Origin of the sequence: Acidithiobacillus sp. HP-11 (assembly GCF_015100075.1) — a bacterium.
Lineage (GTDB): Bacteria > Pseudomonadota > Gammaproteobacteria > Acidithiobacillales > Acidithiobacillaceae > Acidithiobacillus > Acidithiobacillus thiooxidans.
Genome location: NZ_JACKYY010000035.1, coordinates 1 through 22,478, shown reverse-complemented (window position 1 = coordinate 22,478; position 22,478 = coordinate 1). Strand labels below are relative to the sequence as shown.

At 54.0% G+C, this 22,478-nt stretch carries 25 protein-coding genes; 11 read left to right on the top strand and 14 right to left on the bottom strand.

Features of this window, described 5'->3' with window-relative positions:
* The first annotated feature begins 74 nt into the window (after positions 1–74).
* Positions 75–701 (top strand): trimeric intracellular cation channel family protein, encoded by a 627-nt coding sequence (locus tag H7F08_RS10805; protein ID WP_031569041.1) that lies wholly within the window; start codon positions 75–77, stop codon positions 699–701.
* A 62-nt stretch (positions 702–763) separates the two neighbouring features.
* Here H7F08_RS10805 and H7F08_RS10800 read toward each other — a convergent pair whose 3' ends face one another.
* On the bottom strand, positions 764–1,192 hold the full coding sequence (locus H7F08_RS10800) for a GNAT family N-acetyltransferase (RefSeq protein WP_010636958.1): 429 nt from the start codon (positions 1,190–1,192) through the stop codon (positions 764–766).
* A 334-nt stretch (positions 1,193–1,526) separates the two neighbouring features.
* Between H7F08_RS10800 and H7F08_RS15910 the strand changes: the two genes are divergently transcribed.
* Positions 1,527–1,625: a DUF1778 domain-containing protein gene (locus H7F08_RS15910; protein ID WP_010636960.1), complete on the top strand. Its 99-nt coding sequence runs from the start codon at positions 1,527–1,529 to the stop codon at positions 1,623–1,625.
* 90 nt (positions 1,626–1,715) lie between these two features.
* On the opposite strand, the gene H7F08_RS10790 is transcribed toward H7F08_RS15910, so the two are convergent.
* From H7F08_RS10790 to H7F08_RS10775, 4 genes are read right to left on the bottom strand one after another with little or no spacing between them, the layout of a single operon-like run.
* A complete protein-coding gene (locus tag H7F08_RS10790) occupies positions 1,716–2,534 on the bottom strand; it encodes a metal ABC transporter permease (RefSeq protein ID WP_031569036.1) in 819 nt (272 codons plus the stop codon).
* A 2-nt stretch (positions 2,535–2,536) separates the two neighbouring features.
* On the bottom strand, positions 2,537–3,418 hold the full coding sequence (locus tag H7F08_RS10785) for a metal ABC transporter permease (protein WP_031569033.1): 882 nt from the start codon (positions 3,416–3,418) through the stop codon (positions 2,537–2,539).
* Between the two features lie 4 nt (positions 3,419–3,422).
* Positions 3,423–4,244, bottom strand: coding sequence for a metal ABC transporter ATP-binding protein (locus H7F08_RS10780; RefSeq protein ID WP_193640557.1), 822 nt, complete (start codon positions 4,242–4,244; stop codon positions 3,423–3,425).
* Positions 4,245–4,248: 4 nt separating this feature from the next.
* Positions 4,249–5,205 carry a metal ABC transporter solute-binding protein, Zn/Mn family gene (locus H7F08_RS10775; RefSeq protein ID WP_193640556.1) on the bottom strand — a complete coding sequence of 319 codons (957 nt, stop codon included), beginning with the start codon at positions 5,203–5,205 and terminating at the stop codon, positions 4,249–4,251.
* A 184-nt stretch (positions 5,206–5,389) separates the two neighbouring features.
* On the opposite strand from H7F08_RS10775, the gene H7F08_RS10770 reads away from it, so the two are divergent.
* A complete protein-coding gene (locus H7F08_RS10770) occupies positions 5,390–6,595 on the top strand; it encodes a carbohydrate porin (RefSeq protein WP_193640555.1) in 1,206 nt (401 codons plus the stop codon).
* A 37-nt stretch (positions 6,596–6,632) separates the two neighbouring features.
* On the opposite strand, the gene H7F08_RS10765 is transcribed toward H7F08_RS10770, so the two are convergent.
* On the bottom strand, positions 6,633–6,824 hold the full coding sequence (locus tag H7F08_RS10765; RefSeq protein ID WP_024893984.1) for a hypothetical protein: 192 nt from the start codon (positions 6,822–6,824) through the stop codon (positions 6,633–6,635).
* A gap of 436 nt (positions 6,825–7,260) precedes the next feature.
* Positions 7,261–7,530, bottom strand: a complete 270-nt coding sequence (locus H7F08_RS10760; RefSeq protein ID WP_081577169.1) for a hypothetical protein — start codon at positions 7,528–7,530, stop codon at positions 7,261–7,263.
* A 273-nt stretch (positions 7,531–7,803) separates the two neighbouring features.
* Here H7F08_RS10760 and zigA point away from each other — a divergent pair, with 273 nt between their 5' ends.
* Entirely contained in the window at positions 7,804–9,003 is a 1,200-nt protein-coding gene (zigA, locus tag H7F08_RS10755; protein ID WP_193640554.1) for a zinc metallochaperone GTPase ZigA, read from the top strand.
* A 9-nt stretch (positions 9,004–9,012) separates the two neighbouring features.
* On the top strand, positions 9,013–9,675 hold the full coding sequence (locus H7F08_RS10750; protein ID WP_081577171.1) for a DUF1826 domain-containing protein: 663 nt from the start codon (positions 9,013–9,015) through the stop codon (positions 9,673–9,675).
* Here the strand turns inward: H7F08_RS10750 and bfr are convergent.
* Positions 9,672–10,160 (bottom strand): bacterioferritin, encoded by a 489-nt coding sequence (gene bfr / locus H7F08_RS10745; RefSeq protein WP_081577172.1) that lies wholly within the window; start codon positions 10,158–10,160, stop codon positions 9,672–9,674. The genes H7F08_RS10750 and bfr overlap by 4 nt on opposite strands.
* 49 nt (positions 10,161–10,209) lie before the next feature.
* The gene (locus tag H7F08_RS10740; protein ID WP_081577173.1) at positions 10,210–10,437 is read right to left on the bottom strand and encodes a bacterioferritin-associated ferredoxin; all 228 of its coding nucleotides are present in this window, start codon (positions 10,435–10,437) and stop codon (positions 10,210–10,212) included.
* Positions 10,438–10,800: 363 nt separating this feature from the next.
* On the opposite strand from H7F08_RS10740, the gene pmbA reads away from it, so the two are divergent.
* Positions 10,801–12,147 carry a metalloprotease PmbA gene (pmbA, locus tag H7F08_RS10735; protein ID WP_081577174.1) on the top strand — a complete coding sequence of 449 codons (1,347 nt, stop codon included), beginning with the start codon at positions 10,801–10,803 and terminating at the stop codon, positions 12,145–12,147.
* On the opposite strand, the gene lnt is transcribed toward pmbA, so the two are convergent.
* Genes lnt through miaB form a run of 5 tightly spaced genes read right to left on the bottom strand, consistent with a single transcriptional unit; the run spans position 12,116 to position 17,341 of the window.
* The gene (gene lnt / locus H7F08_RS10730; protein ID WP_153940441.1) at positions 12,116–13,636 is read right to left on the bottom strand and encodes an apolipoprotein N-acyltransferase; all 1,521 of its coding nucleotides are present in this window, start codon (positions 13,634–13,636) and stop codon (positions 12,116–12,118) included. The two genes, pmbA and lnt, sit on opposite strands and share 32 nt — an antisense overlap.
* On the bottom strand, positions 13,633–14,508 hold the full coding sequence (locus tag H7F08_RS10725; protein WP_010641994.1) for an HlyC/CorC family transporter: 876 nt from the start codon (positions 14,506–14,508) through the stop codon (positions 13,633–13,635). Before H7F08_RS10725 ends, lnt begins: the two co-directional genes overlap by 4 nt.
* Positions 14,501–14,998 (bottom strand): rRNA maturation RNase YbeY, encoded by a 498-nt coding sequence (gene ybeY / locus H7F08_RS10720; RefSeq protein ID WP_024893990.1) that lies wholly within the window; start codon positions 14,996–14,998, stop codon positions 14,501–14,503. The genes H7F08_RS10725 and ybeY overlap by 8 nt, the downstream gene beginning before the upstream one ends.
* Positions 14,995–15,981, bottom strand: coding sequence for a PhoH family protein (locus H7F08_RS10715; RefSeq protein WP_077218182.1), 987 nt, complete (start codon positions 15,979–15,981; stop codon positions 14,995–14,997). Before H7F08_RS10715 ends, ybeY begins: the two co-directional genes overlap by 4 nt.
* A gap of 4 nt (positions 15,982–15,985) precedes the next feature.
* Positions 15,986–17,341 (bottom strand): tRNA (N6-isopentenyl adenosine(37)-C2)-methylthiotransferase MiaB, encoded by a 1,356-nt coding sequence (gene miaB / locus H7F08_RS10710; RefSeq protein ID WP_193640553.1) that lies wholly within the window; start codon positions 17,339–17,341, stop codon positions 15,986–15,988.
* A gap of 172 nt (positions 17,342–17,513) precedes the next feature.
* On the opposite strand from miaB, the gene H7F08_RS10705 reads away from it, so the two are divergent.
* From H7F08_RS10705 to H7F08_RS10685, 5 genes are all read left to right on the top strand, one after another.
* Complete coding sequence (locus H7F08_RS10705; RefSeq protein ID WP_193640552.1) at positions 17,514–18,098, top strand: class I SAM-dependent methyltransferase; 585 nt, start codon at positions 17,514–17,516, stop codon at positions 18,096–18,098.
* 1 nt (position 18,099) lies between these two features.
* Positions 18,100–18,624, top strand: a complete 525-nt coding sequence (locus H7F08_RS10700; RefSeq protein WP_226831573.1) for a chorismate--pyruvate lyase family protein — start codon at positions 18,100–18,102, stop codon at positions 18,622–18,624.
* Positions 18,624–19,526, top strand: coding sequence for a 4-hydroxybenzoate octaprenyltransferase (gene ubiA / locus H7F08_RS10695; protein WP_193640551.1), 903 nt, complete (start codon positions 18,624–18,626; stop codon positions 19,524–19,526). Before H7F08_RS10700 ends, ubiA begins: the two co-directional genes overlap by 1 nt.
* Before the next feature lie 235 nt (positions 19,527–19,761).
* Positions 19,762–21,918: a primosomal protein N' gene (locus H7F08_RS10690; protein ID WP_193640550.1), complete on the top strand. Its 2,157-nt coding sequence runs from the start codon at positions 19,762–19,764 to the stop codon at positions 21,916–21,918.
* An 86-nt stretch (positions 21,919–22,004) separates the two neighbouring features.
* Positions 22,005–22,370 carry a VpsR-related response regulator gene (locus H7F08_RS10685; protein WP_193640549.1) on the top strand — a complete coding sequence of 122 codons (366 nt, stop codon included), beginning with the start codon at positions 22,005–22,007 and terminating at the stop codon, positions 22,368–22,370.
* Positions 22,371–22,478: the final 108 nt, after the last annotated feature.

Below are 22,478 nucleotides of genomic sequence, written 5' to 3'. Positions count from 1 at the left end.
CTGATTTACTGACCATATAGTATCGCCCGGGGCTCAATGTACGGACGCATAAAAAAACCAAACAAATGGAGACCATGCAGTTGACTCATTCTACCACAACATTCTTCTTGAACCTGATCAACCTGTTAGGGATATTCGCCTTTGCCATCAGCGGAGCAATGCGCGGGGTGCGCAGTCAAATGGATATTTTTGGTATTGTCGTTTTGGGCGTTGTTACTGCGGTTTCAGGGGGCATCTTACGGGATTTGCTGATCGGTGCCATTCCCCCGGAGGCCATTGCCAACTGGCATATCATGGCGTTGGCGGTTCTCGCAGGGGTCGGTGTATTTTTCTTTCATCACCTTTTTGATCATTTGCGCCATCCTGTACTGCTTTTTGATGCTGCCGGCCTGGGTGTTTTTGCTGCTACGGGGGCACAAAAGGCTTTGACATATGGCTTGTCTCCGGTCATGGCAGCAGTTTTGGGAATGATCAGTGGCATTGGCGGCGGCATGGTACGCGATATTTTAACCGCCGAGATTCCTGTGGTATTGCGTGCGGAAATCTATGCATCTGCGGCGTTGTTGGGGGCAGCAGTTACTCTGGTTGGCGATTATGCGCATTTACCCGCCATCGAAAGTACTCTGGCTGGCGCATCACTGTCCTTTATTCTGCGCATGATGGCCTTGTACCGACACTGGAGTTTACCCAGACCGCGCTAACCGCCTGAAATGCTAAAATTACCATACAGCGCATGCCAAAATATGTCAATTTTCACCTTTGATCACAATGACTTGACAAAATGATGGCCAAGCACCTGATAACCCATTCGCTCATAAAACCGGCGTGCCGAATGGTTGGTGACGTACGCATCCAACACCATGATTTCGCAGCCTTGCTGACGGGCATATTGTTCAACCCAGTCCATAAGCTGCCGTCCTATCCCGGAACTGCGATATGCAGGATCCACGACCACGTTGTCTACATCCAGATAACGACCACACCAAAAGCGCGTTCCCTGCCAAATCCCCGCCACCCCGACACAATCATCATCCAAAAAGGCGGCAACACATTGATACCCTTGCCCCATCATATCCTCAAGCCGCTGCGCGAGCAGATCGGGCACCACATCAGGATTAAGGACCTGTACCAAGGGCAAAATGATTGTCAGCTCCTGCTTCGCCAACAATCGAATCAATAAACGACGATCCATTCTTATCTCCTACTCTGAGCCTGGGTCATTGTCCTGGAAGATTCTTTTTTGAGTGTGCAAGCAGATTCTCCCTTTCTCTGCATAAAATTTGGGTATTGAGCCGAATCTTATTCAAAACCTTTTCAGCCGCATCTATAGTACTATATTCACCACGCGACCGACTCTTGTCATCAAAATCAAGGCCGGTGAATAATCGTGCCAGACGACATCAACTCAACCGATCATCACTCATGCCCATGCCTAAGCCGTATGACTCGCCGCTAGCTTTGAATTGACAACAGCTATACGCCACTCTACCGTTTGTATATCTATTGCGTTTCATGAGGAGGCTGTCATGCGCGCTACCGCCATCAACTTGCGGGCTTTGCCGGAGCAACGTGATCTTATTGACCATAACGCCCACCTGCTGGGTAAAAACCGTTCTGAGCGATGAGCAACCAGCTCAGAGGGGCCAGCAGGAGTTTTGTGCTTGTCGTTGATGCTGCGCCTGAGTACCGTCAACGCCTGATTACTGCATAAAGATTCACAAGCCAGAAACCTGCACGACCGGGCGTTGTCGCTGACTCCAGTGACGATAACTGCGGGCCAGGGTAAAAAGTCCGGCGCCCAGCATGCCTACAAAAAAACCGATGGGCCAGTTGGTCCAATAAGACAGCGCAATGGCTGACCAGATGCTGCTCTCGGCAAAAATTACTGCCAGGAGCAGGCTGCGCAGCGGGTGAATACTCAGTGACTGGGCAGCAGCAGGTGGCCCCACCAACAAGGTAAAAACCAGAAAGGCACCCACGACTGGCAGGGCTGAAGCCGTCACCAGCGCCAGCAGACTTAGAAAAATCAGATCCATGCGTGCTGCAGAAATCCCCTGTAAAGCAGCCAGATCAGGAAAACTGGAATCCAGCAGCAAGGGGCGAAAAATAGTGATCATAACCACCGTGACCAGGGCGGAAATCACCAGTATGGGCCACAAATCCGCATCGCTGACACCCAGCATCTCACCAAAAAGCAGCGAAAATACCTCAGGGGCGTATTCACTGGTCATACTGAGAAACAGCGCACCGACGCCCAGAAAGAGCACCAGCAGCAGTCCGGTTCCCACGTCACGCCGCCCTATACGGGCCAATTGACGCAAGAGCAGCACCCCCATTCCCACAAAAACCAGGAGGCCAACAAAAGGATTCACTCCGAGCAGATTAGCCGCTGCCGCCCCCGGAAAGGCTCCCAACGGCAAGGCATGGGCTGCAAAGGCCGAATGGCGAATTACCACAAAATAACCGACCAGTGCGGCCACCAGCGCAATGGCGGTACCCGCAATCCAGGTGTTGATCATAAAACTGGAAAACACGGCTAAGGCTCCTGAAGGCGGCGCAGGGACGCAATGCCCCGGCGCTGGTATTTCTGGCTCCACGAAGAACCGAACATAGCCAGTAGATAAAACAGAAAAATCAGGACCACCACAAAAAAACTGACGGGCCAGGCATTACCGGAAAACCAGTAATAACTTTCGTAGGCCATCCAGATTCCCAACCAGACCGCCGTCAGGGCAATAATCATCGCCCAGAAAATAGCCTGGGCAGGTCGTCGACTGAGACGAATCGCCGCTCCGGCAGGGCCGATCAGGAGCGCCGTCGCCAGTACCGCGCCAATCGCCAGAGCACAAACCGCAACGGCCAGTCCCAGCACCAGAAGTTGTAGCAAACCCATCCAGCGTGGGGAAACACCCCGCAAAGTCGCCAAATCCGGGTCCACCGCTGTCAGAATCAGCGGCCGATAAAACAAGCCGACCAGCAAAAACACCGCCAGTACCGCCAGGATGGCCGGCCAGATCAAGCCTTGCGAAATGGCGAATAAAGACCCGAACATCACCGATACAGCGGCACCGGTGGTACTGGTGGTAGTGACATCCAAATACAAAAATAGCGCCGAAAGTCCCAGACCGGCACCCAGCACAATCCCGGTCGCCAGATCTCTTTCCCGCGCCTTGCGGACCCCCAGAAATTCCATCCCAAATGCAGCAATCCAGGCCATGCCGAGAAAACCCAGCAAGGGGCTGATACCCCATAAAAACGAAGCGGCTCCTCCGGCACTGCTGACATCAGCCAGGGCATGACCGGCGAAAGCATTTCCACGCAACACAGTAAACACCCCAATCAAGGCACTGACCAACGCCGCGCAGCTGCCCACAATAAGCGCAGTCTGTACCGGCTGACTGCTTAAAAAAGCAAACATCTGCTCACACTCCGTGACCTGCACAACGATTCATATTGGCCACATCGGCATTTTCGGGGGCATCGGGCAGCACCAGAATCCGCCCGCCATGGTGCAGAACCGAAACGGGATAACCGTAAAGCTTGCTGAGCACCTCCGCCTGCACGACCTCGGAAACCGTGCCGGTGGCGGCGCGCCCGTCTACCAGATACACCAGACGGTCCATCACCGGAATCAGCGGATTCATATCATGAGCAGTCACCAGCACCGTCATTTGCTGCTGGACAATCAAACGCCCCAGCAAATCCACCAGTGCATTGGCGCTACCAAAATCGAGATTTGCCAGCGGTTCATCCAGAATCAGCAGACGCGGCTTGCGAACCAAAGCATGGGCGATGACGGCACGCTGCTGCTGCCCCCCCGATAATTCCCCAACCCGCTGATCGGCAAATTCTTCCGCGCCCACGGCTTGCAGCGCCTGATCCACCGCATGGCGGGTGCGTCCATTAAAAAACGGCAACCCCAAACGCTGACCATCCAGCCCCAAACGCACCAGATCCCGGGTGCGCAAGGGCAGATCCGGATCAAAATTGATTTTCTGGGGAACATAGCCCACCAGCTCGCGATGTTCACGAGCCGGCGCAGCGCCGATCCGCACCGTGCCGGCACGCTGGGTAATCAGGCCCAGCAAGGTGCGTAACAGGGTGGTTTTACCTGCCCCATTTTCACCAATCAGGGCGCAGAGCTGCCCGGGATACAGATCAAAACTGACATCCCGTAAAATACTGCGGCCGCCCAGATCCACAGAAAGATCGGCGACCGCAAGAATCGGACTCTGATTGGTCAAGATATTATTTCAACACCGTCGTAGAGGTACCATGTTCTACGGCTGCGCGCAGGACATCCACTTCTGCGAGCATCCAGGATTGATAAGTGTACCCGGTTGGCATGGTTTCATAAACGCCCACCACCGGAATATGCGCCGCCTTGGCATTATTCAGGAAAGACGCGGTCAGGGAGTCAGTGACCTGCTGGTTATACAGAAACACCTTGACCTGATGATTTTTGAACAGATGATTCTGGATGCTGACATCCTGGGGTGCCGGATCGGTCCCATTCATGATTGCCGCCTGGAGATTCCAGGGCGTTTTCAGATCGCAGCCTGCCGCCTGCAACATGTAATCTGCTACGGGTTCGGTAACCGCTACCGGAGTATGGGGATATTGCGCTTTGAAACTGGCAATGGCGGCATACCACGGCTTCAGCGAAGCATCAAACTTTTGAACATTGGCCTTGAAAAAAGCCGCATGGGCAGGATCCAGCTTGCTCAGGCTCGCCGCAACCGCCTTGACAACCGCCGGCATGGTTTCCGGTTTGTACCAGAGATGCGGGTTTTTGGTGCTGTCGGGTAAATGTAACAGATCCTGAACCACAATCACCTGCCGCTTTGAATTAGGATCAGCCGCCAGAATTTTTTTGGCCCAACTGTCATAACCCACGCCGTTACGGACCACCAACTGGGCCGCCGCAATTTCTCTGGCCACAGCCGGGCTCGCCTCAAAAGTATGGGGATCCGTGTTGGGATTACTCTCAATGGCACTCACCTGAACATATTTTCCACCAATCTGGCTGATGACATTGGCATATTCATTTTCTACGCCTACGGCATGAATGGTGTCTGCTGCAGCCATTTGTGCAGCACCCAGACCCAGCAACAAGGACAGCAAAGGCAGAAAACGCCACCCGGCGCCAGTATGCCGCCTGAACAGTTTAGATGGCGATAACTCATTGGATTCAGTGTGATACATAGTGATTCTCCTAAAAGTGGTATTGATAACGGCATGTTTGTGCGTCATATTATATGCAACTTTGTTGCACATTAAGGAACGATGCCGGGTCTGTCAAGTGGCCTTTCACCACGATATAAACACTTTTATTGCAGTTGATAGTGATAATAGTTACCGTCAATATCGAGTAAACAAGGGAGAACTCATGCTTCGCCAGCAAAACCGTTACCGCAACATCCTATTGAGTAGCATTCTTTTCTGCGCATCTACTGCCCCCGCCTGGGCTGCCAGTACGGGGCAATCCATCCCCGAAGCAGCGCACCAAAACTGGTGGCGGGGGATTTCCCTGGTCATTCATGGTCAGGTAGAAGGCGTTTCCAATCTGAGTGGTGGCATCAGTACCGGCAGCACCGCAACCGGGCTCTGGAAAGGCGGACTGGCCCTGCATACAGGTAAGGCCGGTTGGTGGCAGGGGGGCCTTTTTGTAGTCGAAGGCCTTGCTGCGGACAGCAGCAACCCCGACAGTTTGTACATTGGTGATCTACAGAGCGTCTCCAATCTCACTACGCCCTATCAACACATGGCCCATCTTTATAAGGCTTATTATCGACAAAAATTCGGCGACTATACCTTGCGCCTCGGCTTGCTCAATCCTAACGACTATTTCAATGATACCGGAGTAGCAGGCGAACTGTTCAATGCCTCTTATGGTATTTATCCCATCATTTCGGCCAACATTCCCTTCACGCCCACTTATCCCTATTCCAGTCTCGGAGCCATTGCTGCAGCGAGCTGGGGAAATACCACGGTAATGCTAGGCGCGTTTGGTGCGGATGGCGTCCATCCTTTCCGTGCGCCCTGGGGCAGTGACGGAATGATTTATTATGGTGAAGTCGACCAAAGCATTCCCATCGGTCCTGGCACGGCGATGCTCAAGGCCGGAGGCTATTACAACCACATCTACGGCCCTTACCTCACCCAAAATATTGGCATCGGTTCTTCTACCAGTCAGGGCGGATTTTACGGTACCGCCGAGTATCGCTGGAAAGCCGATCAGATGACCTGGGGGGTCTTCCTGCAAGGTGGCGGAGCCCCCAATGCTGCAGCCGTTTCGCCGGTGAATGCCTATGTGGGCGCAGGATTGCGGCTGCGACATTTCATTCCGGATTCACCCGGCTCTACCCTGAGCCTGGGCATGGCCCGCGCCTGGCAACGCCAATCCGGTTCGAATACGGGGGCTGCAGAAACCAGTCTGGAAGTGAACTTCAAACAGCCCGTTTTCAAGGATTTGTATATCCAACCCGACCTGCAATATATCATCAACCCCGGCGCCAATGGGCCCGGGTACACCCTCCCAAATGCCTTCGTCGCCATTATCCGACTGGGTTGGCACTATCATTTGCACGCTTGAAAACCAAACAGCAGGTTTCTAAATAGCATCATCGCTTTTAGTGCTTGCTTGCCTCTTGTGCTTCTTTTTTTGCCTCGGCACGCGCAGCGCGCATGAACAGCGCTGCAGCCAACCCAAAAAAAGCAAAGGCAATCAAACCCGTCACTATGATCCCCGCAGCGGTTTGCCCATCAGAAATATAATGCATGCTGTTGGTCATCGCCTGCATGCTCATTGAATGCATATCCATTATCGATCTCCTGTGTCGATTAACACATCATTAATCTTAATTCTTTGCAAGACCAGTAACAAAATAGAAATTCAGTTAGCTCGCTACAATTTTAATTATACCCTAACCTTACTATTGGCTTTAATGCCACACGGAGCAGCACACCAGCGCTTTTTGTGGAAAATTGCCCATTGATGGCCACCATACGCTCCGACCAGGAAAACCTAAGATTAAAACCCGTTACACTCGCGGACCATAAAAAAGGTAGCCTCATTCAGGCTACCAATCGCCATATGCTGGCGCGTCGTGAAGAAAAAGTCATTGTTCAGCTCAGGTTTCCCATGATTTCCGACCGACATAATTGATGTTTGACTATGCCTTCGGAGCAGGCAAACAGTCTGCGGAAAAACCAACACCCACAAAAAATGTCATAAGGCCCATAAAAAACAGGCTCTGTTCAGGAATGCAACATCACGGACTGGCTGTATTCCAGGTTGGCCTTATCCACAGCCGAACAAAAAAAGCAGATGCGGGATGGTTTATTGCCGCCTTCCCGACAACGGCCACTTTCTGCACAGCCGGTTTCCATCGCCAGCAACTGACCATTTTTGGTGAGTTTAGCCAGCAATGCGGACATGTACTCCGCATCGGCAGCATGTAAATCAATCAACGACTCCAGAGTGATGCCCGGATATTGGCGCACATGGGCGAGTACTTCTTTCAGCATATTCGTCTCCTTGAAAGTCTTATAGACAAAACAGCACAACCACTGGTTATTAATGTAAACGATTATCATTTGTGTAGTCAATACCAGTAATATCCACACCTCTGCAAATGGAACCCAGCCGGCTGTCAGCCCGGAGGCCTGCCGCGACTTTGGCAACAAAAGAGGGCGCTTTGTGTTCTCCTCGCTTGACCTGCACAGGATTCCCATGTTGTTATGTGCAACTTAGTTGCATATTATGGCATGCCGTTTCAGTTATCATTGTGAGGATTTACCATGTCCCAGCTCTCCACCACTCCCCTTCCCGTCACCGTGTTGTCGGGTTTTCTCGGTGCCGGCAAAACCACGCTCCTCAACCATATCCTGCACAACCGGGAAGACCGGCGTGTCGCAGTAATTGTCAATGACATGAGTGAAATCAATATTGATGCCGCCCTGGTCCGTGAAGGGGGCGCGCAACTATCACGCACGGAAGAAAAAGTCGTTGAAATGTCCAATGGCTGCATCTGCTGCACGCTCCGGGAAGATTTGCTTGAGGAGGTGGCCTTATTGGCAAAAGAAGGGCGTTTTGACCAATTGGTAATTGAATCCACGGGGATTTCTGAGCCTTTGCCCGTCGCCGAAACCTTCACATTTGAGGATGAACAAGGCAGCTCACTGTCACAGTTGGCGCGCCTGGATACCATGGTGACGGTCGTGGATGCCTATAACTTTCTACGGGAATATGCCGACGCTCAATTATTGCGCGATCGTGGAGAGTCACTGGGCGCAGAAGATGAGCGCACCATTACCGACCTCCTGATTGAGCAGATTGAATTCTGCAATGTGCTGGTGTTGAACAAGGTGGACCTCATCAGCCCGGAAGAACAGCAGAGCTTGATGGCTATTTTGAATGCGCTCAATCCTCGGGCGCGCATTGAAATTTCCGAGTTTGGTCGGGTTCCTGTCAGTCGCGTACTGCAAACCGGTCTTTTTGACTTTGAAGAAGCCAGCCAGGCCCCCGGATGGTTGATGGAAATGCGCGGGGAACATATTCCTGAAAGTACGGAATATGGTATTGGCAGTTTTCATTTTGCCGCTCGCCGCCCCTTTCATCCGCAACGATTCTGGGACTTGATGCATCAGAATTGGGACAGCGTATTACGCAGCAAGGGATTTTTCTGGTTAGCGAGCCGGCCGGATGTCGCAGGACTCTGGTCTCAGGCCGAGGGAATTTTCCGACATCAAGCGGCCGGACAATGGTGGGCCGACACCCCCAAAAAATACTGGCCTAAAAATCCTGAAGAACGCCAGGCTATCGAGAAACATTTTCAGGGAGAATGGGGCGACCGCCGCCAGGAGCTGGTTTTTATCGGACAAAACATGGATGAAGACAAGATCCGTCAATCTCTGAGCGATTGCTTGCTTACCGATGCAGAGTGGCAGCAGGGTCCGTCGGCATGGAATGGTTTTGTTGACCCATTTCCGGAATGGTGAGGAGTTCCCATGTCGCAAGCCACATTAAAACAAGGTGCAGGAACCGATGAAATACTGTTCGTAGATCAACTTGCCGATCTTGTCAGCATTTTCGATACGGACGTCCAGCTGTGCATAATGCAAAGATCCCAACAACCGGAAATACTGGATTATCTGGATGCCGCCGAAAATGATCTGGGCAGCGGAATTCGCCAATCCTTCAATCGTGGAACGCTTTTCCCTGCAGAGCTGTTGCCCGACTTATCCGGCCGGGAGTTCTTACTGAAAGACATACGCTTCCTGATGGAGCTTTACTTCGATTTAACCGGTTGCGACGCTATCGCGCTTCGCCTGATGGTTCTCGATCGGGCTATGTGCCCAAGATTCCATACAGATTTTACGGGAATCCGTTTGTTGTGCACCTGGAAAGGGCCGGGCACGCAATGGCTAAGCAGTGATTATGCGGATCGCAGTAAACTGGGAGAGGGATCCCGAGGACTGGCGGACCTGAAATCCGGGCTAATTCGCGATCCTCGCGGCATCGGGGAGGTCCCCGCATTTGCCATCGCTCTGCTCAAAGGAGAGGCCTGGGAAAACAATGCCGGAAAGGGGATCATACATCGTTCCCCGGCCCTGGGCAGCACAGGGAAAATGCGCATTGCGCTTTCCCTGGATGCGCTTTGGAATGATTAATCGGCCCCAGCACCCAAAGGACCCGAGGCCGTTTGCATAAAGTTGGGTAAACCCATTTTGTCGATCAGATCAATGTGGGTTTCCAGCCAGTCAATATGCTCTTCAGTCTGCTCCTGAATTTCGACGAGAATGTCACGCGAGACGTAGTCTTTGACCGATTCACAATAATGGATGGCCTCAACATAATGGGCACGGCCAGCTTCTTCCAGTTTCAAGTCACAAGCCAAGCATTCAGCGACATTTTCACCGATGAGTAATTTATTCAGGTCCTGCAGATTGGGTAGGCCTTCCAGAAACAGAATACGTTCGATGAGTTTGTCGGCATGCTGCATTTCTTCAATGGATTCCGCATATTCATGCTTACCCAAAGCAAAAAGTCCCCAGTTTTTGTACATGCGGGCATGCAGAAAATATTGATTAATGGCCGTCAGCTCAATGGCCAGTGCCTTGTTCAACAACTGAATAACTTTTTTATCCCCTTTCATGACGCGCTCCTGGTTGAATAGTTAATTTAATGGACTAGAAAATGAGTGTTTAGACCGCACGCTTGAGTGTAGACCGGGAATGCTGATGCATGGGATATTGCATGGCTTTGGCATGCTGCGTTTCCTGATCCAGAATCGCTTTGGCACAAGTCGCACAACGCCCGCACTGGGAGGCCACACCTAACTGTTGGCGTAGATCCCGCATGGAACAGGCACCTTCACATACTGCCTGATGAATGTCTTTTTCGGTGACAACGTTACATAGGCATATATACATAGCTATTCTCATCAAAAGCTCTTACACAGCATTCAAACGCAAATGATAATGCATGTCATTAACATTACCCAAAAAATGGCCGTTGGGTCTGCAGGCTTTGCAGCGACTTTTGTTTCGAGCCGTTGTTGTTCTTGGCGAAATCCTGCGCCCGTCAGGAGAGCTGTCTGAGCCCGCAGGGCGAGTTCTCTCCTGACAGCAGGATGAGCCGTAGAACAACAGGCAATGAACAATGGAGCAAAAAGCCTGCAGACCCAACGGCCATTTTTTAGGTTCAACAGTCATTCATCAGTCATTTTCTTTCTACATCGGATGGCTTGGGAGTAAGATGTCGGGATTCTTTCATTCACAGCGAGACCCAAGCCCATGAGCCAAGCCCCCCATTCCACCCTGAATGCCGAAACCCTGTGCCAGATCAGCGAGGATATTCTGGTTCTCGCCCGCAAACAGGGGGCAACTGCAGCAGAAGCGGCAGCGAGTACGGGCAAGGGACTTTCTGTGACCGTCCGCCTCGGTGAAGTGGAATCCATTGAGTACAATCAGGATAAAGGAATGGGTGTGACGGTCTACCTGGGGCAGTCCAAAGGTAGTGCCTCCACCTCGGATTTTTCGCGCAAGGCCATTGCCGAAACCGTGGAAGCCGCGCTCACCATTGCCCGTCACACCTCCGCAGACCCCTTTTCGGGCCTGGCTGATCCGGAGCTTTTTGCCCGCGAGTTCCCTGATCTGGATCTTTATCATCCCTGGTCAATAGACGCCGATACGGCCGCAGAGTTGGCACGCCGTTGCGAGGCGGCTGCCCGTGATAGTGATCCACGTATTCACAATTCTGAAGGGGGAAGCCTGGGCACCAGCGAAGGCCTTTCCGTTTACGCCAACAGTCTGGGTTTTGTGGGGAAAAGACAATCGTCCCAGCATAGCCTGTCCTGCTCAGTCATTGCCGAAGATCTGAAAGGCGGCATGCAAAGGGACTACTGGTATGATGTAGCCCGCAATGCCAGCGCATTGGCCAGTCCGGAAAGTATCGGCAAAATTGCCGCCGAACGGGCGGTGCGGCGTCTGGATGCCCGTAAGCTACCCACCACCAGGGCACCGGTGATTTTTGAAAATCAGGTGGCTTCCAGCATCCTTGGACACCTGGCCAGTGCCATCAGTGGTGGCAGTCTATATCGTAAAAGTTCCTTTCTGTTGGACAGCCTGGGCAAGACCCTGTTTCCGGAACATATTCGCATTTATGAAGAACCTTTGCGCCCCAAGGGGCTGGGCAGTGCCAGCTTTGACTCGGAAGGCGTAGCCACCTGCAATCGCGACATTATTTCCGAAGGCATTCTGCAGGGATACATCCTCGACAGTTACAGTGGCCGCAAGTTGCAGATGGCGACCACCGGAAATGCCGGAGGTGTCCACAATCTGACCCTGGAGCCCGGCAGCCGATCACTGCAGGAAATGATCCGGGAAATGGGACGGGGTTTACTGGTCACCGAACTGATCGGTTTTGGGATCAATATGGTCACCGGCGACTATTCACGCGGTGCCGCCGGCTTCTGGATAGAAAATGGCGAGATTCAATATCCGGTTGAGGAGATCACCATTGCGGGGAGCCTGCAGGCCATGTTCAAGGGTATGCAGATGGTCGGCAACGACCTGCTTATCCATGGCAACACCGGCTGTTCTTCCATTCTCATTGACGAGATGATGATTGCCGGCGAGTAACCCCTATGGCCAAAAGCATGAGCAAAGCACTCAGTAGCAGGTAGGGCAGACTCCCCCAACGACCATAGGGAGTCTCTCCGGCCATGGGCTGCACCGAGCCGTTCAGCGTGCCCACCACAAATTGCGGAAGCTGGGTGCGGATTTCGCCCTGGGGAGAAATCAGCGTGGTGATACCGGTATTGGTATCGCGCACATCCGGTTTCTGCTCCTGACGGGACTGCATGGCAGCCATCTGCATACTCTGGGCGGCAGCAATACTATGCCCATACCAGGCATAATCACTGATATTGAGTAAAAAAGTCGCCCCTTCTCTGACCCCCTTACGGACATCACGGGAAAAAGATTCTTCATAACAAATGGTCATGCCAGCCTTTTGTCCGTCTACAGGCAGGACATAAGGACCATGCCCAAAGGAAAAACTCCCCAGACCCGGTAAAAAGTGGTGGACCAGAGGACCCAGCAGGTGCGGCAAGGGAATATATTCACCAAAAGGCACCAGATGTTCTTTCTGGTACCAGCGCAGGGGGGCTTTCCCGTCAATTTCCATGGCAGCGTTGTAGTATTTGCCATCTGCCAACTCGGGAATGCCGATAATCAGAATCTTGTGATTCCGCGCCGACCATTCCTGTAACTGACTAATCAGTTGAGGAATTTCCGTCTGAAAAATGGGAAAGGCGGTTTCCGGCAAAACCACCAGCTGGCTATTTTTGGGCGTCTGCAAAATCAGTTGTACGTAATGGTGCAGTATCTCGCTGATGGCTGCAGTATTCCATTTTTCGGTGATGGGAATATTACCCTGCACCAGGCTAACCCGAAGCTTGTGCCCGACGGGATGGGTGAAGCTGACTGACCCTGCCGCCAGAGCCAATCCGGAAAGCACCAGCAAGGCAGAAACGCCGCCGAGCAGTGCCCGTCTGGATGAGGATTCGCGCAACATCCATAACAAAATAGTGGCAAAACCGGCGGTGGCGAGCCCGACCCCATACTGCCCCAGCCAGGCGGAGAAACCACCCAAAAAAACATGGGTCTGCGTATATCCTGTGGCCAGCCAGGGGAAGCCCGTGAAGAACCGGGCTCGACACCATTCCGCAAATATCCACAACACCGGTAAGGCGACAAGACGCGCATTTCCCCGAAAAAAACGGATAGCCAGCCATAGGGCCAAAGCTGGATAAATGGCGCAATAAGCCGCCAGCAGCGCTACCGCCCCACCCGCAAGTAGCCAGTCCATATGGGCAAAATTGTGCAGGGTGACGGATATCCAGCTGACTCCGCTACAAAATGCCCCGAAACCAAAAGCGTACCCCAAAGCGGCAGCCCGCCGGGGACGTTCAGCTGTGGTAGCCAACCAGAACAGCGCAAATAGCAGAATGATAGCGAGAAACCAGGCATTAAAAGGGGCAAAAGCCAAAGGCCAGAGCACACCCAAAATTAATGCGGCCAGAAGCCGCAAAGGAAACGCCCATGTTTTGATGGAATCCTGAATCATGCACTATCCTGATCGGGCGATTCGGGCAGCGCTGCACTGCGCGGAGGAGACACCCGGACAATTTGTACCCGGCGTCGATCGGCTCTTAACACTTCCAGTCGCAAATTACCCTCCTCAATCACTTCGCCCACCCTCGGCACATGCCCGAGACGCGTAGCCACCCAGCCACCCAGGGTGTCCGCGTGTTCATCTGCCAGATGCGCCACAAAATGTTCATTGAAATCCTCCAGGGGAATCAGCGCATTCACCAGAAAGTCACCATCTTCCCGTGAGGCTATCATGACATCTTCGTCAATGTCATATTCGTCTTCAATTTCCCCGACGATGATTTCCAGCACATCCTCAATGGTAATAAGGCCGGCCACCCCGCCATATTCATCAACCACCACCGCCATGTGGTGGCGACCTGTGCGAAACTCATAGAGCAGGTGATCCAGATGCTTGCTTTCGGGAATAAACGTCGCCGGTCGTAACAATTCTCCCAAGCGCGGCAAGGACATGCCCGAACGACAGGCCTGGAGCAAATCCTTGGCCAGTAGGATGCCGCGCACGTCGTCGCGATCCTCTCCCACCACCGGAAAACGCGAGTGCCCGACTTCCGAAACCCTGGCGATGATTTCCGGCAATGGCATATCCATCTCAATCACTTCCATCTGAGCGCGGGGAATCATCACGTCACGGACGGTCAATTCGCCCATCCGGAAAATCCCATCCACCATGCGTGCCGCTTCGGCATCAATCACCTGACGCTCGCCAGCCTCCCGGATCAGATCCAGCAAACTATCCTGATCTTCCACATTGCCGCGCAGGGACTGGGTAAAGCGCGCCCACCAACTCCGTGGGCGCTCCTGGGTACTTCGATCTTCACTCATGTATTTGGTTCAGGTAAGGGTCGGCCACACCCATTTCAGCCAGCAATCGGGTTTCCAGTTGTTCCATGATCAGTGCTTCGTGGTCTTCGACATGGTCATAGCCCAACAAATGCAAGGTACTGTGAATCAGCAAGTGACGATAATGATTCAACAAAGTTTTCCCCTGCTCGGCCGCTTCCTGAAGCACCACGGCCGGGGCTATCACAATATCGCCCAACAGGTCGCGGCGGAACACTGGAGGCAGGGGATCCTGGGGAAAAGATAGACAATTGGTCGGTTTTTCCTGCTGCCGATAGTGGGCATTCAATCGGGTGATTTCGGCATTACTCACAAAGGCGAGGGAGATTTCGGCCATGCGCCCTGCGTCCGGGGATCGCGGAGTCGCAACCGTCAGCGCCTGAAGAATGGCAGTCCTGGCCTGGTTGCGGGAAGGAATAGAAGCTGGCTCCACGGAATCATCCGCAGATAGACGCAGATAAAGTCCGCTCATGCCTTATCCCCAAAGCGATCATAAGCCTGGATAATGCGGGCCACGAGCGGGTGCCGGACCACATCGGCACTTTCAAAAAAGACCATTTCCACGCCCGGCATGGCATCCAGCACATCCAGCACCTGGACCAGACCGGAAAGCTGGCCACGCGGAAGGTCAATCTGGGTGACGTCGCCAGTGACGACTACTTTTGCACCGAAACCCATACGGGTCAAAAACATTTTCATCTGCTCCGGCGTCGTATTCTGGGCCTCGTCGAGAATGATAAAGGCGTCGTTGAGCGTCCGACCGCGCATGTAAGCCAGCGGAGCCACTTCAATGATTTGCCGCTCGATGAGTTTTGCCACCTTCTCGTAACCGATCATTTCATGCAGGGCGTCGTAGAGGGGGCGCAAATAGGGATCCACTTTTTCACTTAAAGACCCGGGCAGGAAACCCAGCCGTTCACCGGCTTCGACGGCGGGACGCACCAACACCAGGCGGCGTACCTGATTGCGTTCGATCTGCTCGACGGCCGCTGCGACGGCCAGATAGGTTTTTCCCGTACCGGCCGGACCGATGCCAAAAGTCAGGTCATTATGGCGGATGGAATCCAGATAGCGGCGTTGACGCAATCCTCGACCCCGAATGGTCCCTTTGAGGGTTTGCACCCCTGGGGATTCCGAGACTTCATGAGTTTCAGACTCGGCTTCCACCTGAACACGCTGAATACATTGATGCACCCAGTGGCTGGAAAGCTTCCGGCCCTGAACGACCTGAGCATGAAGCTCTGCCAGAACGGTTTTTGCGGCCTGCACCGCCGCTTGTGGACCGGTAATATGAAAACGTTCCCCACGCGGGAGAATGACGACACCCAGCCGGGATTCCAGTTGCCGCAGATGACTGTCCAGTTCGCCGGCCATTTCCGACAAGTCAGCGGCGCTGGCCTGCTCAGCGATAAAATCACCATGACAGATGGCGGGATTCTTACTGGGAGGCTCCATGGGATTATACGGCAAGACGATGTGCCGCAGGATTGGACTGCGTCAGACGACCACGCAGGCTATTCGGCAAAGCGGCCGTAATTTCTATATCCATCATTTGTCCTGCCCAGTCAGGGTTGCCGGGCAGATTGACCGAGCGGTTGCAGGCGGTTTTTCCGGTCACTTCACGCGGATCACGGCGCGAAGGGCCGGTAATCAATACCGCCTGACGTGTCCCCACCAGACTCTGGGCGTAGGCTTGGGCCAAGCCGTTGATACGTGTCTGCAAAATGGCGAGACGGGCATCTTTTTCGGCTTCGGGGACACTGTCCTTGAGTTTCAGGGCGGGGGTATTGGGCCGCTGACTGTATTTGAAGGAGTAGGACTGGTCGAAACGAACGGCCTCAATCAAGTCCATGGTGGCCGCAAAATCTGCCTCGCTTTCACCCGGAAATCCGACGATGAAATCTGATGAAATCTGTATACCCGGACGCGCCGCCCGCAGGCGAGCAATTTTTTCCAGATATTGTTCGACACTATGCTTGCGGTGCATGCGCCGCAAAATCCGGTCTGAGCCGCTCTGCACCGGTAAATGTAAGTGCGGAGCCAGTTTTTCGATAGAACCGTGAGCGGCAATCAGGTCATCATCCAGATTACTGGGATGAGAAGTGGTGTAACGCAGGCGCAGTAAACCCGGAATACGGGAAAGTCTTTCCAGCAATTCGGCAAGCCCGCCTTCACCAATCAGGCCCGTCGCGCCGCGATACGCGTTGACGTTCTGCCCCAACAAGGTGATTTCACGCACCCCCTGATCGACCAGACTGCGTGCCTCACGGATAATATCGGGCATGGGACGACTGTATTCACGTCCCCGGGTATGGGGCACCACACAAAAAGTACAAAACTTGTCGCAACCTTCCTGAATGGTCAGGAAAGCCGTGGCACCATCGCGACCGGGACGCTGGGGCAGGCGGTCAAATTTTTCGAGAACCGGAAAATCCACATCCACCTGAGGATGACGTTCAGCCACACAGGCATCGAGCAGATCGGGCAGACGGTGCAGGGTCTGAGGACCAAACACCAGATCGACGTAAGGGGCACGACGACGCAATTTTGCGCCCTCCTGACTGGCTACACAGCCTCCCACGCCAATAATTACTTCCGGGCGCTTTTCCTTGAACGGACGCCAGAATCCCAATTGGGTGAATACTTTGTCTTCAGCTTTTTCGCGAATGGAACAGGTGTTGAGCAAAAGCACATCAGCCTGCTGGGGATCGTCTACCAATTTCAGTCCATGACTCTGCGCCAGCAGATCCGCCATACGCTCGGAGTCATATTCATTCATCTGACAACCGTAGGTTTTAATAAACAGATTTTGCAATGCATTTCCGGAAAAAAGCGGCCTCATCACGATGATAGGGCCAGCAACCCGGATTGACAAGGGCCCCGTTTCGCTCAGTTTCGCTCCGCATGCTGCCCATGCTAGAGTATCTACCGTTCATATGGGTTCTGCGCAAATCCGTGCATTGCCCTTTATCCGGTGGAGAGCATCCATGTCCAGATCTTCCGGGCCGGTATCCCAGGCTTGGCACTTTACCCGCGAGTTTTTACGCGACCCCCAAGCCATTGGCGCGGTACTGCCCAGCTCTCCTTTTCTCGCCAGACGCATGGCCGCCATGGTCCCGGATGGACTGGGACTGGTGATTGAACTCGGACCCGGCATGGGGCCGGTCACCAAGGCCCTGCTCGCCCGGGGTATAGATGCCAGTGATCTGGTGTTGGTGGAACAGGCGCCAACGATGGTCCGCCATCTGCGCCACCAGTTTCCGCAACTGGAAGTCATCGAAGGCGATGCTGCCCGACTCCAGGAAATGATTGCCCATCGTGGCAAGGTCCGGGCTATTGTTTCCAGCCTGCCGCTGCGCACCATTCCCCGGGAAATCGTCGATCGTATTTTTCAGCAACTGCCGGCAGTCAGCCAGCAGGGCACGGTATTTATTCAGTTCACCTATCATTTCCGCAGTTCCTGCCAGGGCTTGCCCACTGAATTCCGGCGCGGACGCCCCGCCATGGTGCTGCGCAATTTACCTCCCGCCCGCATTGATCAGTTTATTTTTCACGGCAAAGGTTCGGTCTGATTTGCCCCGAATCATGGCTTACAAAACCGCAGCACTGAATCATGCGCCCAGGCATTTATGGCCCTGGTTGGCGCTCCCGGCATCGCTGACTGCAGCACTGCAGCGCGCCTATGGTCATACCCATCGGGTCACGGCGCTGCTTATGGGGAGTGGACGCCGGAAACCGACTTATAGTGAACAGCGGCTCCTGCATTTAAAGCGGGGCGAGCGAATTTTCTGGCGGGAAGTCCTTCTCAACGCTGGTAATCCGGATCGGCCCGCCATATGGGCTATGACCACCATACCGCTTTGCGGTCTGCGCCATGGTCTGCTTCCCCTGGCGCGCCATGGTTCCCGTCCCATCGGCAATACTCTGTTCCGGCATCGCCGCTTGCGCCGTTCCTCCATCACCATGGAGGCCTTGCCGCGCTTCGGCCAACGCGCCTGGCGGCGGCGCTCCATTTTACGCCGGGGTCATACTGAAGTGTTGGTTGAAGAACATTTCCTGCCGGACTTACCCCCTTGGGCGGGTCGAGGTCGACGCTGATGAATGATTTCATCCCGTTTCGTCAGCGTTTTTCCGCCTATCTGGCGCTGATGCGCATGGACCGCCCCATTGGTACGCTGTTATTGCTCTGGCCAACTTATTGGGGACTCTGGCTGGCGGCCAAAGGGACGCCTTCCCTGCGCCTGTTTGTGATTTTTACCCTGGGAACATGGCTTATGCGCTCGGCAGGCTGTGTCATCAATGATTATTTTGATCGGGATTTTGATAAACAGGTAGCACGCACCCAGCACCGGCCACTGGCAGCAGGACTTATCAGTCCCGCTTCAGCTTTACGTCTTTTTGTATTGCTCTGCCTGATGGCTGCTGCTTTATTGCCCTTTTTGAATCTGCTCAGTCTGGCTTTGGCAGGTGGCGCGGTATTCATTACCATTACCTATCCCCTGTTCAAACGCTTCACCCATCTTCCCCAGGCTTATCTGGGCATTGCCTTTTCCTTTGGTATTCCCATGGCCTTTGCGGCAAGCACAGGGACCGTTCCGGCTATTGGCTGGTGGCTGATGCTCGCCAATGCCTGCTGGGTGGTCGCCTATGATACGGCCTATGCCATGGCGGATCGTCCGGATGATCTGAAGGCCGGTATCAAATCTACGGCCATTTTGTTTGGCCGCTGGGATCGTCATATCATCGCCGGTCTGCAACTGACCATGCTATGCATATTTGTCGGCATTGGCGTCAGCACGCAAATGTACTGGCCCTTTTGGATTGCCTTGCTCCTGGTGCTGCTTCTCGGCATTTATGAACAGAGCTTGCTGGGGGGAGACAGAGATCTGGCTTTTCGTGCTTTTCTGCACAATAACTGGATTGGGCTGGTGCTGTTTTGGGGAATAGTGGCCGGTTTAGCGCCATCAAGCAGCTTGCCCATACCGGGAGCCTGGGGCTGAAACGGAGCATCTTGTGCGTTTTTGAAAAACTTATACACAGTTTACTCATAAACCGACAAAAGCCAGAGCAGCACCGTTAAGTTGTTGTTGAAAGTCATCATCTAATTGTTTTCATTTATTATTTATCCTTGCCACTTTTTTGGGCAAGCCGGCTAAGGTCTTGAAGCACTAGGCATATGCGAGTTTTCCTGAGGTCCATGCACAGACTTATCCACAGAACTTGTGGGCAACTTTAATGCCCGCTGCGACGGCCTGCCTGCAAGTGGCTGTTTTGGGGCATCTGCCCCGGATATTTTCCTATGCCCTTCCGGAAAACCCGGAACGCCTGCCTCCCGGCGTACGCCTGCGTGTCCCTTTTGGTCAAAAAAGCCGTATTGGTATTCTGGTGGGATATGACCACTGTCCACCGGAAATCACCCTGAAACCCATCGAGGCTGTTCTCGATACGCGGCCCCTGCTGCCGGAATCTCTGCAGCAGCTTCTGAATTTTGGTGCGCATTATTACCAGCATCCCCTGGGCGATGTCTGGGCTGCCGCCCTCCCGGCGCTACTCCGTCAGGGTCGGCCTTTACCAAGGCCCGCAGCACAGGCTTATCAACTCACCCGGCATGAACAGACGCCTGCCCGTCCCGGCAAACTGCAGGAAGCCCTGATAACCGTGCTCAGCACCTCAAGCCCTACTGCTGAAACAGAAGTACCAGCACGTTTACGTCCGGTCCTTCGCCAGGCACTTCACAACGGCTGGGTAGAAGCCCTCACTCTTCCCGCTCCCCGGGTAACTGTGCAACCGCTTCCCTACCCTCTGAATGAAGAGCAGCGCATTGCCATCACCCAATTACGGGCTACCCAAGGCTTTACGTGCTGGCTGCTGGATGGCGTTACCGGAAGCGGCAAAACCGAAGTCTACTTCGAAACAATCCGTCCCCATCTGGAAGCCGGTCGGCAGGTGCTTATTCTCGTCCCGGAAATCGGTCTTACCCCACAGCTGCTGGCACGCTGTCAGGCCCGCTTTGGCAAGGCAGCGGTCGCCGCACTGCATTCCGCCCAGACCGACACCGAACGTTTGCGCATCTGGGCATTGGCGGCCATGGGGCATATTCAACTGCTCATCGGCACCCGCTCCACTCTTTTTGTGCCCATGCCGCAGCTGGCCTGTATTGTCATTGATGAAGAACATGATCCCTCTTTCAAGCAACATCGGGGCTGGCACTATTCCGCCCGGGACATGGCCATTCAGCGGGCCAAACTGGAGAATATTCCGGTCATTCTCGGTTCGGCCACGCCCTCTCTGGAAAGTCTCTACAATGTCCAGCAGGGACGTTATCAAAGTCTGCAATTACGGCAACGCGCTACCAACGCGCCCCTGCCGGGCATCACGATTGTTGCTCTTCGCCGCCAATATCTTCAGGGGGGGCTCTCCAGTGATCTTCTGAACGCCTGCTCAGAAACGCTCGCGGCGGGAAATCAGGTCCTGCTGTTTTTGAACCGGCGGGGTTATGCACCCGCCGTACTCTGCCATGATTGTGGCCATGTCCTGCACTGCCCACGCTGTAGTGCCGCCCTCACCTGGCACCGCCACCAGCAACGCCTGCGCTGTCACCACTGCGGATACGAGTCACGCTGGCCTGAAGACTGTCCGGAATGCCACAGTACTGCGCTGATCACTGCCGGACAGGGAACCGAGCAACTGGAAGAAGTCCTGCGCCAACGCTTTCCCGATACGCCAGTCTGGCGGATTGATCGGGATGCATTACCCGGTCGGGAGGCTTTTTCCGCCGTACTGGAGCAAATCCATCAAAACCAACCTGCCATCCTGGTTGGCACGCAAATGCTCGCCAAAGGCCATCATTTTCCAGCCGTCACCCTGGTCGGCATCGTCAACACCGATCAGGGCCTGTTTAGTGCCGATTTTCGGGCTCCCGAGCGCTTGCTGCAGATGGTTCTGCAAGTGGCGGGACGGGCGGGTCGCGAAGACCGACCCGGACGAGTCCTTCTGCAAACACACCTGCCCCATCATCCCCTGATCCAGAAACTCAGTGAGGGAGACTATCAGCAAGCCGCCCGCTTACTCCTGGAAGAACGCCTGCAAGCAAGTCTTCCTCCCGGCACAGCCCTGACGCTGATGTGTGCTGAAGCCCATCAACGGGCAGCCATTCAGGCCTTCCTGGAAGCGGCAAAAGCCTGCGCTCCCGATTCGCTGGTAATCAGCGGACCGCAGCCTGCACTGCTGGAAAGACGGGCCGGTTTTGAGCGCGCTGAACTGTGGGTGGAAGCACCCACCCGCCAGATCATGCAGAAGGCTCTTAAAACCTGGTTACCCTGCTGCCAGCAGCTGCCAGAAGCCCGGAGGGTGCGCTGGTTTGTCGATGTCGACCCGCAATTCATGCTTTGATTCCGGCGTGATGGGTAAAAGCGCCTATATATTTTGGGTATGCGTGAAATTTATGCGACACTCGTAACAAATTCGAAGGAGTAAACATGCCCAAAAATGCCAAGCTCAAACTCTCCGATCCGTCAATAGAACGCAGTGTATTGTATGTGGGTGAAAAAGAGATCATTGCTGCCTCTACAGGAATTTTGAAAGAAGAAGGCTGGAGTATCATTTATGCACCCTCTTTAGCAGAGGCTCCCCAATACGCCAGCAAAAGCGGCGCGCTGGTTGGCGTAGTCGGCTTCAGCCAGAAAGAGTTCGTGGATCATGCGCATCGTGTCGAACTGATGCTCGCCCAGTCCACCATGCTGAAATGGATTGCCTTGATCCCCCCCAATGCCGCTGAACAACCGGCTTTCCGTCAGCTGATTGGTAGCGCATTTTATGGGTTCCTCGCTGTTTTAAGTGGGTAGCTTGAGATCCAGCTTACCCAGTACGAGGTAAGCCATGTTAATAAAATTCTTGTGGGTGCGATAGCCCCGTGCCCTGGATTTGGCGGACTGGAGCAGACTGTTGAAACC